Genomic DNA, 13,491 nt, shown 5'->3' with positions numbered 1-13,491 from the left:
AGATATTCAGCGAAGCTCCTTGCGGATCATCAGCTTCAGCCCCGACCAGGTCTCGTCCACCGCGCAAACCTTCACATCGACCAGCCCGAGCGGCAGCGCGAGATCGCGGATCGTATCTTCGGTTATATCGGTCTCGACCCCTGACGCCCTTCTGGGCCAGGAAACCCAGATGAAGCCGCTGGGCGCGATCAGCTGACGCAGCGCGGACAATTCGCAATCCAGTCGGGCGCGTTCAGTGACGAAGACATGTGCGGCGTCGATCCCGGCGCCCGGCGCGGCGAGCAGCTCAAGCCCTAGGGAATCGAGCGCGATCTCCGCGCGGACGTTCGCCGGCATATCGGCGATGAAGGCGCGCATGCCGGGCTTGAACCCGAGCTTGTCGGCGAGCGGAGTGGAGGAATAGCCGGCGGTCACTTGCTGTCGTTCCTCCCGAGTCCGTTCAGAAATTCACAAACGTCACACCCCATAACGCGCGAGACCGCATTGTCGCCCATCAGCCTCGCCGGAGCCGAAGGTGGCACAGATCGGCGCGGTAGGAAAACCCCAAGCCCGCAGCCCCGCTATGCAAGTGTTAACTACGCGGGCATAGAGTCGGTTGGATGAGTGCGAGCGCGCCCGAAACGGCAGTCGAGCACGGCACGATCGCCGCCGCGCGCGCAGATGCGATTGCGGCGCGGCTGGCAATTGCGCTGCCGCTGATCTTCATTCCGGCGCATGCCCTGGTAGCGCTCAGCACGGCCAATCCCATCTTCGCCGGTACGCTGACCTGCGAGACGCTGGCTGCGCTGATCGCGGCTCTGGCCTGTGAGTGGCGGGCACAGAACAGCGGTGGGCGGGAGCGTCGTGGATGGTTGCTGATCGCGGCGGGGATGCTGTTCTGGAGCCTTGGCGTCGGCGGCCAGCTGCTGGGTGCGCTGACGCCGGCGGGAGCAAGCGGGACCGGTGCGATCTCGATGCTGCTGTTCGTGCTCTATGGCGTGCCGCTGGTCTTCCTGCTGGCCAGTCCCGATAGCGATCCGTGGCGTGCGCGGCTGGTTGACGGCGGGCTGGCGCTGGTGCTGGGCGGACTCTTCGGCGCCTTCATCTTCAGCTTTGTCGGTCTCTCCGGCGTGCAGGATTCGGCCAGCGAATCGGTGCTTTCGATGATGTTCGACATCCAGAACGTGTTCATCGCGGTGTTCGCGCTGGTCCGCTACCGCGCGAGCGCGACCGAGCATGAGCGGCGATTGTTCGGAGCGCTCGCGGTATTCGCGTGGGTCTATGCCGCCGCTGCAGGCTACTACAACCACTTCATCGACGAGAGTTCCGGCGCGCTGGTCAGCGTGATCGTCGGCGTTCCGTTCATCCTGCTCGCCGTTCTCGCGCTGCGCAGGCAGCGATCGCCGCGCGCCTTGCCCGAGATCGGGATGTTCGTCCGGGTCGTGCATACCGGCAGCCCGTTGATCCTGCCGCTTAGCCTGCTGGTATTGTCGGCGGCACTGATCCCCCGCATGCCGTCGCTTGCCATTGTGGGATTTGTCGCGGCCTCGCTGGGATATGGGCTGCGCGCGGTGCTGGCCCAGCTGCACGGGATGGGTGAACGCGACCGGCTGGCGCAGCTTTCCCAGGTCGACGCGCTGACCGGGCTGCCCAACCGCCGCCAGTTCGACGAGGCATTGCGGCGCGAGCTGGTGCGCGCGCGCCGCTCGGGACATGGGTTGGCGCTGTTGATGATCGACATCGACCATTTCAAGCTGCTCAACGATACGCTCGGCCACCAGGCGGGAGACGAACGGTTGCGCGACGTCGCGGATGCGCTGCAGGGCTGCGCGGCGCGGGCGACAGACGTGGTGGCGCGCTATGGCGGGGAGGAGTTCGCCGCGATCCTGCCCGGCGCCAGCCCGTCCGAGGCGCTCGCGGTGGCCGAGGCGATGCGCGCGGCGATCGAGGGACTGGCGCTCGAATCCCCCGCGCCCGACGGGCGGGTGACGGTCAGCATCGGCGCGGCGCGGCTGACCGATATCGAGACCGATACCGGACCACGGCTGATCGAACGCGCAGATGCCGCGCTCTACGATTCGAAGCGTGCCGGCCGGAACCGCGTGACTGCGGCCTGGCCGGTGGACGAATCCTCGCTAACGGCGCTCGGCTAGCGACTCAGCTCGCCGCCGGCCCCATCAGCGCGGGGAAGAAGCCTTCATGCGCCGTGCGGAGCGTGTCGAGCGAGACGCACCAGTCGCCTTCGTCGAGCTCGAAGATGATCCGGTCCTTGATCGTGCGGCCCATCGGGTCTGCGGGGACATCGGCTTCCGCGGCGGCGGTGAGGAATTCGGTCAGTGCTTCGTCCGGGACGGTGACGAGGTAGAGGCCCTGGTCCTCACCGAAGAACGAGCCGGCGACGCCGAATGGCTGCGCCTGATCGATCATCGCGCCGATGCCCGACGCCAGCGCCATTTCGGCGAGGGTGACGGCAACGCCGCCGTCCGACACATCGTGGACCGCATTGACGAGGCCGCGGCCGATCATCGCGCGGACGAAATCGCCGGTGCGCTTCTCGGCCTTCAAATCCACGGGCGGGGGCGGGCCTTCCTCGCGGCCATGGATCTCGCGCAGCCAGATCGACTGGCCGAGATGGCCGCCGCGCTCGCCCACCGCGATGATCGCGTCGCCGGTCGCCTTGAAGCCGATGGTCATCGACTTCGACCAGTCGGCGAGGATGCCGACGCCGCCGATCGCGGGGGTGGGGAGGATCGCAGAGCCGCCGCCGGTGGCTTTGGATTCATTGTACAAGCTGACGTTGCCCGAGACGATCGGGAAGTCGAGCGCGCGGCAGGCATCGCCCATGCCCTCGAGACAGCCGACGATCTGGCCCATGATTTCCGGGCGCTGCGGATTGGCGAAGTTGAGGCAGTTGGTGATCGCGAGGGGGGTCGCGCCGACCGAGGTCAGGTTGCGCCATGCCTCAGCCACCGCCTGCTTCCCGCCCTCGACCGGATCGGCGAAGCAGTAGCGCGGGGTGCAGTCGGTGGTGATCGCCAGGCCTTTTTGGGTGTTGTGGACCCTGACCACCGCGGCGTCGCCTCCGGGGCGCTGCACGGTGTCGGCGCCGACCATGTGATCATACTGCTCCCAGATCCAGCGACGCGAGGCGATGTCGGGCGAGCCCATCAGCTTGACGAGATCGGCGGCGATGTCGGTCGATTCCGGCTCGTCGGCGAGGTCGGCAGGCTTGGGGGTCGGAACATGGGGGCGATCGTAGAGCGGGGCTTCATCGGCCAGTGGCGCGAGCGGAATATCGGCGACGGTATCGCCCTTCCACTTGAGCACCATGCGGCCGGTGTCGGTGACGTGACCGATGACGGCGAAGTCCAGCTCCCATTTGCGGAAGATCGCTTCGGCGAACGCTTCGCGGCCGGGCTTGAGCACCATGAGCATGCGCTCCTGGCTCTCCGACAGCATCATCTCGTACGGCGTCATGCCGGTTTCGCGCTGGGGCACATCGTCCATGATCAGCTCGATGCCGACGCCGCCCTTGCTCGCCATCTCGACCGAGGACGAGGTGAGTCCGGCAGCGCCCATGTCCTGGATGGCGACGATCGCGTCGGAAGCCATGAGTTCGAGGCATGCCTCGATCAGCAGCTTTTCGGTGAAGGGGTCGCCGACCTGGACGGTCGGACGCTTCGCATCGGCATCCTCGCCGAAGTCGGCGCTGGCCATGGTCGCGCCATGAATGCCGTCGCGACCGGTCTTCGACCCGACATAGACGATCGGATTGCCGACGCCCGATGCGGCCGAATAGAAGATCTTGTCGGTATCGGCGACGCCCACGGTCATCGCGTTGACCAGGATGTTGCCGTCATAGGCCTTGTGGAAGTTCACCTCGCCGCCGACGGTCGGGACGCCGACGCAATTGCCATAGCCGCCGATGCCATGGACCACGCCTGCGATGAGATGCTTCATCTTGGGGTGATCGGGGCGGCCGAAGCGCAGCGCGTTCATGTTCGCGACCGGACGCGCGCCCATGGTGAATACGTCGCGCAGGATGCCGCCGACGCCGGTGGCCGCGCCCTGATAGGGTTCGATATAGGACGGGTGGTTGTGGCTCTCCATCTTGAAGATGGCGGCCTGGCCGTCGCCGATGTCGATCACGCCGGCATTCTCGCCGGGACCGCAGATCACCCAGGGGGCCTCGGTGGGCAGCTTCTTGAGGTGGATGCGGCTCGACTTGTAGCTGCAATGCTCGGACCACATGACCGAGAAGATGCCCAGTTCGGTGAGGTTGGGCTCGCGGCCCATCGCGTGCAGGACGCGCTCATATTCCTCGGGGGACAGGCCGTGCTCGGCGACGATCTCGGGCGTGATCTGAGTCATGGCCGCGCGCATAGCGGGGCGCGCGGCGTTCGTCACCCCTGCCTGTCCAACTCGGGAGCAAGCACCGGTTCAGGCGCCCTGTGCGTTTAGGCATGCAATGACGACGATGGTCCTTTCGAACCCGCGCGAACGTGCGGGCGGCGCGGTGGCGGCGCTGGCGGCGACGTGCGCGCTGGGAGCGGTGCTCGCGCTGGGACTAGTGGTGCGCGAGCGGCTGGCAAGGAATGAGCCGGACGTGGCGCTGTTCGATATCCTCTCTGAACCGGAAGCAAAGGCGAAGGTGGAGCGGATGCCCCAGCGCAATACCCGGCCTTCGGGCGAAGCCGCGCCGCCGAATCTGCGCTCACGCGCGACGGAGGTAGCGGCGCCCAAGCCGGTGGTTCCGATCGTCGTGCAGCCGCTGGTTATCGCTGCCGAAAAACCTGCCGACGCAGCCGAATCGACAAGCGGTGCGGCGGAAGTGGCCGGACCGGGAACGGGCGCGGGCGGGAAGGGGAACGGTTTTGGCGGAGGCGGGAGCGGCGATGGCGACGGCGCGGGCGATCCCGATGCGACGCCGCCGCGGCAGATCCGCGGACGCATCCGCGACTCGGACTATCCCGAGGATCTGGCCGATGCGGGGGTCGGGGGCAGGGTAACGGTACTGTTCTTGGTCCAGATCGACGGGCGCGTGCCGGAATGCGATGTAGTGGGGTCGAGCGGGATTCCGCGGCTCGATGCGCTGACCTGCCGGTTGATCCGCGAGCGCTTCCGCTTCCGGCCCTCGCGGGACGGCAAGGGGCGGCCTGTGCCCGCGCTGGTCCGCGAGACGCATGAATGGGTGTTCGAACGGCTGCCGCCGGAACCCGATTGAGGCGGGCGATTGTCGATGCGCGGCGGAGGCGGTAACAGGTGCCGATGCGATTGATCGGGGACTATGCGCGGGACGGTTATGCACACCTTCTGGGTCTTTTGCCCGAAGAGGTGACGCGATCGTTCCTTGTGAGCCTGAAGGCCGCAGCTGGTGAGAATGCCATCCCGTTGAGCCAGGTGACCGAGTTCCCCAATTTGCTCAAGCGTCCAGCGTTCGAGGTTTACGGCCATCATTATCCGCCGATGCTCCACCTCTTGTGGGGATTGACGCCAACGATGTGCGCGCTGACCGGGCGCGACCTTTTACCGAGCTACGACTATTTCCGTATCTATCGCGAGGGCGATGTGTGCCGCGTGCATCATGACCGCCCCTCCTGCGAGCACAGCCTGTCATTGACGATCGACTACAGCGACGGCGAGCCGTGGGCGCTGGAGATCGGTAAGGAGGCAGGCACGCCGTCGGCGCGCGTGACCGAGGATTTCGGAGCCGAGCCCTTTGCAGCAATCGAAATGGCGGTGGGCGATGCCGTGCTGTATCGGGGGGTCGAGCACCGGCACGGACGGATGACGCCGAACCGCAATGGCTGGTCCGCCCACCTGTTCCTGCATTGGGTCGATCGCGACGGACCCCACCGGGACCATGCCTTTGACGGGCACAAATTGCCCCCGCCGCCGAACTTCCAGTTCGCCTGAACCGTCAGCGGCGCAGGCGGCGCAGCAGCCCGCCTTTGGCGATAGCCTCAAACACCGTTTCGGAACCCGAATCGAGAACTTCATTCTCGGCCAGCCAGGCTTCGACCGCGTCTAGATCAGGCACGACATAATCGCGCAGGGTGCGCCCGCGCGTGCGTAAACCTTCGATCGTCGCGATCAGCGAACCCGTTTCGGCCAGGCGCGCGGCGACGGTGATCGTGTCGGTTCCCAGATGCTCGGCGATCAGACCGTTGCGGATTCCGGCGATGCGTTCTGCCGTATCATCGGTCGTTGCCGCGAGCGCGACGTCGCATTCGGTATCCAGCCCGAGCGAGCGGTTATTGAAGTTAGACGAACCCACGCGCAGCACGCGATCGTCGATCACAAGCACCTTGGCGTGCACATAGATGTCCTCGCCCGTGCGGGTCACCGGATGATAGATCCGCAGGCGATCGTGCGGATCGCGCTGCTTGAGCGCCTGGTACAGCCGCGCGCGGCTAGTATCCATTGCGGTCTGTTCGAGCCAGCCATCGGCATGAGCTGGATTAATGACGACGATTTCCGGCCCGTCCGATTCCGCGAGGCGGGCGACGATCGCCTCGGCGATCCGGCGCGAGGCGAAATACTGGCTCTCCGCATAGATGTGGTGGCGCGCGCTGGCGATCAGGTCGGTGTAGAGCGCCTCAATCTCCCGCACCGGTTCGGCATCGGCCAGTTCGGGCTGGGTGCGCGCGATTGCGATGCGAATGTCCGTGAAATCGGGCGCCAGGCTCTCCGGCCAGCATTCGTGCGAACTGTCTGGCGTTGAAACCGGCGTCCCGCCCGCCCGGTGCCAGCGGTCGCGGCACAACTCACCAAGCGCACGTGCCGCCGGTCCTTCGATCGCGGTCGTTGCGTCGTGCCAAGGCATATAGGGCGTGCCGTCGGGGTCTAGGCGCTTGTCGGCATCGCTGCTGTGCGATGGGGTGTCCCATCGGCCGAGAGTCATGTCTATCCCGCCGCAGAATGCGATACAGTCGTCGATCACCACGATCTTCTGGTGGTGCGAGGCGCCAGGTGGGTGCATGCCGTCGAGTTTAAGGTGCACCTGTTTGCGCGAGCGCCATTTGAGCAGGGTAAGAAAGGTCTTGCCGCGGAACACAGACTTTAGCGCGCCGATGTCCCAGCGAAGGATATAGACGTCGAGTTCCGACCGCTGGTGCGTGAGCCAGGTTATAAAATCCCCCACCTCGCGCGGTGCTTCGGGATGATCGGGCGGGTCGTCGCGGGTCAGCAAGATGCGGGCGTCGAAATCCCAGCCGATCAGCAGGATCTGCTTGCGCGCAGTGAGCATCGCCTGTCGCGCTGCACGGAAATAGGCATCTGCGTCGACGATCAGTGACAGGCGCGAGGCGTTCTCGGCGCGCCAGCAATTGCGACCGGGCGCAAAAAGCAGCGAATCGGCCGCACGGCTTTCCATTGCCCAAGTTGTTATCGGCATAACGAGGCCGCGTCACCTATGGTTACTGGACATTAGGGGCGAGGGTGGTAACGCCGGGCCATGCACGGAGTCCGCGACCCCCATGCGCGACTGATGCCGATCCAGGCAGCTTGGCAGTGCGACCTGCGCGACGATTCGCTGACCTGGAGCGACGGGGTCTACGACCTGTTCGGGCTGCCGCGAGGCAGCGCGCTGGAGCGCGAGGCGATTGTTGCCATGTACCTTCCCGAGTCGCAGGCGGAGCTGGCGCGGTTGCGTAGCGCAGCGATCGCGGCGTGCGGGAGCTTTACGTTCGAGGCGCAGATCCGGCGCGTGGACGGCCAAATCCGCTGGATGCGCATCACCGCCGACGTCGTGAGCGAGAATGGCGCCGCGCGTTATCTCTACGGTACGAAGATCGACGTCACCGGCGAGATGACGGGCGAACCGGGCTAGAGGATTTCGCGGATCGCTTCGGGTGGACGGCCGAGGCGGACGCCCTTTTCGGTCTCGACAAGCGGCCGTTCGATCAGGATCGGATCGGCAGCCATCGCATCGAGGATGGCGTCATCGCTTGCGCCCTTGAGTGCCTTGGCACTGTCCTCCGCCTTGCGCAGTCCGTCGCGGGGCAAGATTCCGGCCTCTGCATAGAGCCGTGCGAGCTCGTCGCGCGACGGCGGGGTCTTGAGATACTCGACCACCGTCACCTCGGCACCCGCATCGTTGAGCAGCGCGAGCGCCTCACGCGACTTGGAGCAGCGCGGATTGTGATAGATGGTCGCCTTCATTCCGAATCCCCGGCCCGAACAGGCCGCGTAGATAGGGGCGGAATCTCGCGGGTGCCAGCGGCGAAGGAGTGGCGATGACCGAAAAGCGCGTTTGTTTCGATTTCGAGGTGAGCTTCACCAATGGCGGCGGAGTGCAGGGGCAGGATTTCCGACTGGATATCGATGGCGACGAGATCGATGACGCCGAACTGGCCCGCTACGTGATCGCCGATCTGCGTCTGCTGATGGTTGGCAAGGTGCGCATCCTCAACAAGCGGATCATCGAAGAGCGGCACAAGCGCGGCGAAATGACGGAAGCGCCTGCGGCCGTTCCGGCTGCGCGGCTGATCGACCTCAGCCATGTGATCGAGGCGGGGATGATCACCTATAAGGGGCTGCCCGCGCCGCTGATCTGCGACCATCTGTCGCGTGAGGCTTCGCGTGGAATCTATGCCGAGGGGACCGAGTTTCAGATCGGCCGGATCGAGATGGTCGGGAACACCGGCACCTATCTCGATACGCCCTATCACCGCTATGCCGACGGGCACGATCTGGCGGATCTGCCGCTGGCGCGCGTGGCCGACTGTGAGGGTGTGGTGGTGCGGGTCGAGGGCGCTGTGGACCGGGCAATCGACTGGGCGGCCTTTGCGGCGATTGAGGTGCGCGGCAAGGCCGTGCTGGTCCACACCGGATGGGACCGGCACTGGCGCACCGACCAGTATTTCGAAGGGCATCCGCACCTGACCGAGGCGGCGGCATTGTATCTGCGCGATCAGGGCGCGCGGCTGGTGGGAATCGATTCCCACAATATCGACGATACCTCCGGCAACACGCGGCCGGTGCACAGCGTGCTGCTGGGCGCGGGCATCCCGATCGTCGAGCATATGACGCGTCTGGGTGACTTGCCGGCGAGCGGGTTCCGCTTCTCCGCGGTGCCGCCCAAGGTGCGGCATATGGGGACGTTTCCGGTGCGGCCCTGGGCGATCCTGCCGGGCTAGCGCAGCGTGTCCCCGGGGACACGCTGCGGCAGGATCAGCCCTTCTCTTCCTCGCGCGCGAGCCATTCCTCGAGCCACTTGATCGTATAATCGCCCTGCTGGAACTGCGGATTGTCGAGCAGTGCCTGATGCAGAGGAATGGTGGTCTTCATCCCGTCGCCCTCGATCACGAACTCCTCAAGCGCGCGGCGCAGGCGGCGGAGCGCGCCCTGACGCGTGGTGCCGTAGACGATCAGCTTGGCGATCATGCTGTCGTAGTAGGGCGGCACCTTGTAGCCGGAGTAGAGGCCGCTATCGACGCGGACGTTCATGCCGCCCGGCGCGTGATACTGGCTCACCCGGCCCGGCGAAGGCGCGAAGGTGCGCGGATCCTCGGCATTGATGCGGCATTCGATGGCGTGCCCGCGGAACTGCACGTCTTCCTGACGCAGCGTCAGGCCATGGCCCTCGGCGACACGGATCTGCTCGCGGACCAGGTCGAGGCCGGTGATCGCCTCGGTCACCGGATGCTCGACCTGAAGCCGGGTGTTCATCTCGATGAAATAGAACTCGCCATTTTCCCACAGGAACTCGATCGTGCCGGCACCGCGATAGCCCATATCGGCCATCGCTTTCGCGCAAATCTCACCGATGCGGTTGCGCTCCTCGGTCGAGAGGACAGGGGAAGGGGCTTCCTCGAGCACCTTCTGGTGGCGGCGCTGGAGTGAGCAGTCGCGCTCGCCCAGATGGATGGCGTTGCCATTGCCATCGCCGAACACCTGGATTTCGATGTGGCGCGGGTTGCCGAGATATTTTTCGAGATAGACGGTGGCGTCGCCGAACGCGGCCTTCGCCTCGCTGCCGGCCTGCTGCATCAGCGTCTCGAACTGATCGGGGTCGGTGCAGACCTTCATCCCGCGGCCGCCGCCGCCCGACGCCGCCTTGATGATCACCGGGTAGCCGATCTCGGCGGCGAGCTTCTTGGCCTCCTCGACGTCGCTGATCGCGCCGTCCGAACCGGGCACGAGCGGCAGGCCGAGTGCGCCCGCGGTGCGCTTGGCTTCCACCTTGTCGCCCATCACCCGGATGTGCTCAGGCTTCGGGCCGACGAAGATCAGGTTATGCAGTTCGACGATCTCGGCAAACTTGGCGTTTTCCGAAAGGAAGCCATAGCCCGGATGGATCGCGTCGGCGCCCGAGATTTCGGCGGCCGAGATGATGTTGGGGATGTTGAGGTACGAATCCGCCGCGGCCGGCGGCCCGATGCAGACGGCCTGATCGGCGAGACGGACGTGCATTGCGTCGGCATCCGCGGTCGAGTGGACCGCGACCGTCTTGATCCCCATTTCATGGCATGCGCGATGGATACGCAGCGCTATTTCGCCGCGATTGGCGATCAGGAGTTTCTTGATTTCCGGCAAGGCGCGTTACTCGACCACGACGAGCGGCTGGTCGAACTCGACCGGCTGGCCGTTCTCGATCAGGATCGCCTTGACGGTGCCGCCATGCGGCGCCGCGATCGGGTTCATCACCTTCATCGCTTCGACGATCACCAGCGTGTCGCCGGCCTTGACCTGGCTGCCCACCGCGATGAACGGCTTGGCGCCCGGCTCGGCGGCGAGATAGGCGGTGCCGACCATCGGCGACTTGACCGCATTCTCGTGCGCCGGGGTGATCGACGCGGGGTCCGACGGCATCGACGCGGGTGCGGCGGCCGGGGCCGGTGCCGGCGCGGCCATCGCAGGCTGCCCGCCGATCACGTTCTGGGTGACCTGCACCTTGCGTGCGACGCGAACCTTGCGGTCGCCGTCCTCGACCTCGATCTCGGTCAGGTTGGTTTCGTCGAGCACTGCGGCGAGCTGGCGCACCAGTTCGATATCCACGTGCATGTTCTTTTTGTTCTCTTCGCTCATGCGACCTCGAAAATCGGAAGCGGTCCTCAGTGTGCCCGGGTCCCGCATATAACCGCGCCCAATGTCAGAGTCGGGCCGCGGCTTCAAGCGCAAGCACGTAGGAAAGCGCGCCGAAGCCGGCGATCGTTCCCTTTGCCGCCATGCCGACATAGCTGTGGCGGCGATACTCCTCACGGGCGTGCGGGTTGGAGATATGGACTTCGATTACCGGTGTGCGGATCGAGCGGATACAGTCGTACAGCGCCAGTGAGGTGTGGGTATAGGCACCGGAATTGAGCAGGATCGCCTTCGCGTCGCGCGCCTGGGCTTCATGCATCCAGTCGATCAGATGGCCTTCGTGATTCGACTGGCGCATGTCGATCGTCAGGCCGAGCTCGCGGCCGCGATCCTCGAGCATCCCGGCGATATCGTCGAGCGTGTCCGAACCGTAGATTTCCGGCTCGCGCATGCCGAGCAGGTTCAGGTTCGGCCCGTTGAGTACGTAGATCGTATCCGTCATGCCGACTCCCGCATTTGAGCTTTTGCGCCAGTCCCTATATCGCGCCCCGGCGAAAGGACCAGCATGCAGACTCACAGCGACGGCACGATCACGATCACGGTCAATGGCGAGCATCGCCGCGTTACGGGCGGCATCACGCTCGCGCAGCTTGCGGGCGAGCTGGGGCTGGCGCCCGAAAAGGTCGCCGTGGAGCGCAATCTGGAGGTCGTGCCGCGATCGACGCTGGCGCAGGTACTGGTCGAGGATGGCGACGAGATCGAGATCGTGCACTTCGTCGGCGGGGGCGATCACGCCGCAACGGTGAACGACGACAGCTGGACAGTCGCCGGCAAGACGTTTCGTTCGCGGCTGATCGTCGGTACGGGCAAGTACAAGGATTTCGAGCAGAATGCGGCCGCGGTCGAAGCGTCGGGCGCAGAGATCGTCACCGTGGCGGTGCGCCGGGTGAACGTCAGCGATCCCAATGCGCCGATGCTGACCGACTATATCGATCCGAAGAAGATAACCTATCTGCCCAACACCGCTGGCTGTTTCGACGCGGAGAGTGCGATCCGCACGCTGCGGCTGGCGCGCGAGGCAGGCGGCTGGGAGCTGGTCAAGCTGGAGGTGCTGGGCGAGGCGAAGACGCTCTATCCCGACATGATCGAGACGCTGCGCGCGACCGAGATCCTCGCCAATGAAGGCTTCAAGCCGATGGTCTATTGCGCCGACGATCCCATCGCGGCGAAGCGGCTGGAGAATGCGGGCGCGGTGGCGATCATGCCGCTGGGCGCGCCGATCGGGTCCGGGCTTGGCATCCAGAACCAGGTGATGATCCGCCTGATCGTCGAGGGCGCCAAGGTACCGGTGCTGGTCGATGCGGGCGTCGGCACGGCGAGCGACGCGGCGGTGGCGATGGAGCTGGGCTGCGACGGCGTACTGATGAACACCGCGATCGCCGAGGCCAGGGACCCGATCGGGATGGCGCGCGCGATGCGGCTGGCGGTGGAGGGAGGGCGGCTGGCCTATCTGTCCGGGCGCATGGCCAAGCGTCGCTATGCCGACCCCAGCTCGCCGCTGGCAGGGTTGATCTAGACCTTTCCGACCAGCCAGACGGTCATGCCCCCGCATTCGGGATCCTCGATGCGGTGGGCGATCACGGCAAGGTCGCAGCTCGCGAACAGGGCGCGATATTCGGTGGGGGCGAGGCTGGCGTGGAACAACTCCTCGCCCTCAAGCTCGCCGATGGCGACGCCGCGCGCCGGGCCGGTATTGAACAAGGCGACGCCGCCGCGGCGCAGCCACACCGCGATGCGCGGGATCAGCTTTTCCTGCCAGTCCACATCGAGGTGGAACAGGCTGCTCCAGGCGATGATGCCGTCATAGGCGCTCGATTCGGCGCCGAACTTGCGCATGTCCGCCTCGATCCAGCGATGCCGCGGGAAGCGGGTATGGGCGAGGTGGATCATCGTCGGCGCGATATCGACGCCGGTGAGGTGAAAGCCCCGGTCGACCAGATAGCGCGCGACCGGTTCGCCTCCGCCACAGCCTAGGTCCAACAGCTCGCCATTCTCCGGCAGATGGCGGATGAAGCGATCGAGCCAGAGCCGTTCGGGAAAGCTGCGACGGCGCGCGGCATCGAAGGCGTGCGCGTGACGCTGATAAAGTTCGGCGATGCGATCAGGCACGTCGTTCGTCCGCCACGTTCTGGCGCCTTTCAGGAACCCTCACATCCCCCACTGGTTGGATAGTCAGGACCAACCACAATGGAGGCCATCATGGGCGAACTCGTCGACAAGATCAAAGGCAACGTCAACGAAGCGATCGGCAAGGCCAAGCAGCATAGCAAGGACCCAGAAACGCGGGCGGAAGGCGAGAAGCAGGAGCTGAAAGGCAAGGCTCAGCAAATGGCCGGGAAGGTCAAGGGGGCGCTGGGCGACGATATCTGACCCGATATAAACCCGCATAGAAGGCGGATCAGGGCTGTTTCCTGCGGGAAGCGG

15 protein-coding genes are annotated in these 13,491 nt (G+C 65.6%); 7 read left to right on the top strand and 8 right to left on the bottom strand.

The annotated features are described in order from the left end of the window. Positions 1 to 6: 6 nt before the first annotated feature. Positions 7 to 414 carry a DUF3052 family protein gene (locus BDW16_RS01490; RefSeq protein WP_066575478.1) on the bottom strand — a complete coding sequence of 136 codons (408 nt, stop codon included), beginning with the start codon at positions 412 to 414 and terminating at the stop codon, positions 7 to 9. Between the two features lie 185 nt (positions 415 to 599). On the opposite strand from BDW16_RS01490, the gene BDW16_RS01485 reads away from it, so the two are divergent. Next, on the top strand, positions 600 to 2,132 hold the full coding sequence (locus BDW16_RS01485) for a GGDEF domain-containing protein (RefSeq protein WP_066575477.1): 1,533 nt from the start codon (positions 600 to 602) through the stop codon (positions 2,130 to 2,132). A 4-nt stretch (positions 2,133 to 2,136) separates the two neighbouring features. Here the strand turns inward: BDW16_RS01485 and purL are convergent, their stop codons facing one another. Next, a complete protein-coding gene (purL, locus tag BDW16_RS01480; RefSeq protein WP_066575476.1) occupies positions 2,137 to 4,350 on the bottom strand; it encodes a phosphoribosylformylglycinamidine synthase subunit PurL in 2,214 nt (737 codons plus the stop codon). Positions 4,351 to 4,447: 97 nt separating this feature from the next. Between purL and BDW16_RS01475 the strand changes: the two genes are divergently transcribed. Together BDW16_RS01475 and BDW16_RS01470 are read left to right on the top strand one after the other, a co-directional pair. Then, positions 4,448 to 5,203, top strand: coding sequence for an energy transducer TonB (locus BDW16_RS01475; protein WP_241230496.1), 756 nt, complete (start codon positions 4,448 to 4,450; stop codon positions 5,201 to 5,203). Between the two features lie 44 nt (positions 5,204 to 5,247). Beyond that, positions 5,248 to 5,895 carry a hypothetical protein gene (locus BDW16_RS01470; protein ID WP_066575471.1) on the top strand — a complete coding sequence of 216 codons (648 nt, stop codon included), beginning with the start codon at positions 5,248 to 5,250 and terminating at the stop codon, positions 5,893 to 5,895. 4 nt (positions 5,896 to 5,899) lie between these two features. Here BDW16_RS01470 and BDW16_RS01465 read toward each other — a convergent pair whose 3' ends face one another. Then, positions 5,900 to 7,354 carry a phospholipase D-like domain-containing protein gene (locus BDW16_RS01465; RefSeq protein WP_066575468.1) on the bottom strand — a complete coding sequence of 485 codons (1,455 nt, stop codon included), beginning with the start codon at positions 7,352 to 7,354 and terminating at the stop codon, positions 5,900 to 5,902. Positions 7,355 to 7,468: 114 nt separating this feature from the next. Between BDW16_RS01465 and BDW16_RS01460 the strand changes: the two genes are divergently transcribed. After that, on the top strand, positions 7,469 to 7,810 hold the full coding sequence (locus BDW16_RS01460) for a PAS domain-containing protein (RefSeq protein WP_241230497.1): 342 nt from the start codon (positions 7,469 to 7,471) through the stop codon (positions 7,808 to 7,810). Here the strand turns inward: BDW16_RS01460 and arsC are convergent. Next, complete coding sequence (gene arsC, locus BDW16_RS01455; protein WP_066575464.1) at positions 7,807 to 8,142, bottom strand: arsenate reductase (glutaredoxin); 336 nt, start codon at positions 8,140 to 8,142, stop codon at positions 7,807 to 7,809. The two genes, BDW16_RS01460 and arsC, sit on opposite strands and share 4 nt — an antisense overlap. Before the next feature lie 74 nt (positions 8,143 to 8,216). Here arsC and BDW16_RS01450 point away from each other — a divergent pair, with 74 nt between their 5' ends. After that, positions 8,217 to 9,119 (top strand): cyclase family protein, encoded by a 903-nt coding sequence (locus BDW16_RS01450; RefSeq protein ID WP_066575462.1) that lies wholly within the window; start codon positions 8,217 to 8,219, stop codon positions 9,117 to 9,119. 34 nt (positions 9,120 to 9,153) lie between these two features. Here the strand turns inward: BDW16_RS01450 and accC are convergent, their stop codons facing one another. From accC to aroQ, 3 genes are all read right to left on the bottom strand, one after another. Further along, on the bottom strand, positions 9,154 to 10,518 hold the full coding sequence (accC, locus tag BDW16_RS01445; protein WP_066575459.1) for an acetyl-CoA carboxylase biotin carboxylase subunit: 1,365 nt from the start codon (positions 10,516 to 10,518) through the stop codon (positions 9,154 to 9,156). 6 nt (positions 10,519 to 10,524) lie between these two features. Next, the gene (gene accB / locus BDW16_RS01440) at positions 10,525 to 11,010 is read right to left on the bottom strand and encodes an acetyl-CoA carboxylase biotin carboxyl carrier protein (RefSeq protein ID WP_066575457.1); all 486 of its coding nucleotides are present in this window, start codon (positions 11,008 to 11,010) and stop codon (positions 10,525 to 10,527) included. A 64-nt stretch (positions 11,011 to 11,074) separates the two neighbouring features. After that, positions 11,075 to 11,509 (bottom strand): type II 3-dehydroquinate dehydratase, encoded by a 435-nt coding sequence (gene aroQ, locus BDW16_RS01435; RefSeq protein ID WP_066575455.1) that lies wholly within the window; start codon positions 11,507 to 11,509, stop codon positions 11,075 to 11,077. Between the two features lie 63 nt (positions 11,510 to 11,572). Here aroQ and thiS point away from each other — a divergent pair, with 63 nt between their 5' ends. After that, a complete protein-coding gene (thiS, locus tag BDW16_RS01430; protein ID WP_083954217.1) occupies positions 11,573 to 12,583 on the top strand; it encodes a sulfur carrier protein ThiS in 1,011 nt (336 codons plus the stop codon). Here thiS and BDW16_RS01425 read toward each other — a convergent pair. Continuing rightward, positions 12,580 to 13,176, bottom strand: coding sequence for a class I SAM-dependent DNA methyltransferase (locus tag BDW16_RS01425; RefSeq protein ID WP_066575453.1), 597 nt, complete (start codon positions 13,174 to 13,176; stop codon positions 12,580 to 12,582). The genes thiS and BDW16_RS01425 overlap by 4 nt on opposite strands. 90 nt (positions 13,177 to 13,266) lie before the next feature. Between BDW16_RS01425 and BDW16_RS01420 the strand changes: the two genes are divergently transcribed. Next, entirely contained in the window at positions 13,267 to 13,437 is a 171-nt protein-coding gene (locus BDW16_RS01420) for a CsbD family protein (RefSeq protein ID WP_066575735.1), read from the top strand. The last annotated feature ends 54 nt before the right edge of the window (positions 13,438 to 13,491 follow it).

This window comes from Sphingomonas koreensis, from assembly GCF_002797435.1.
Classification (GTDB): domain Bacteria; phylum Pseudomonadota; class Alphaproteobacteria; order Sphingomonadales; family Sphingomonadaceae; genus Sphingomonas; species Sphingomonas koreensis.
This window is presented reverse-complemented; position numbering and strand designations above follow the sequence as displayed.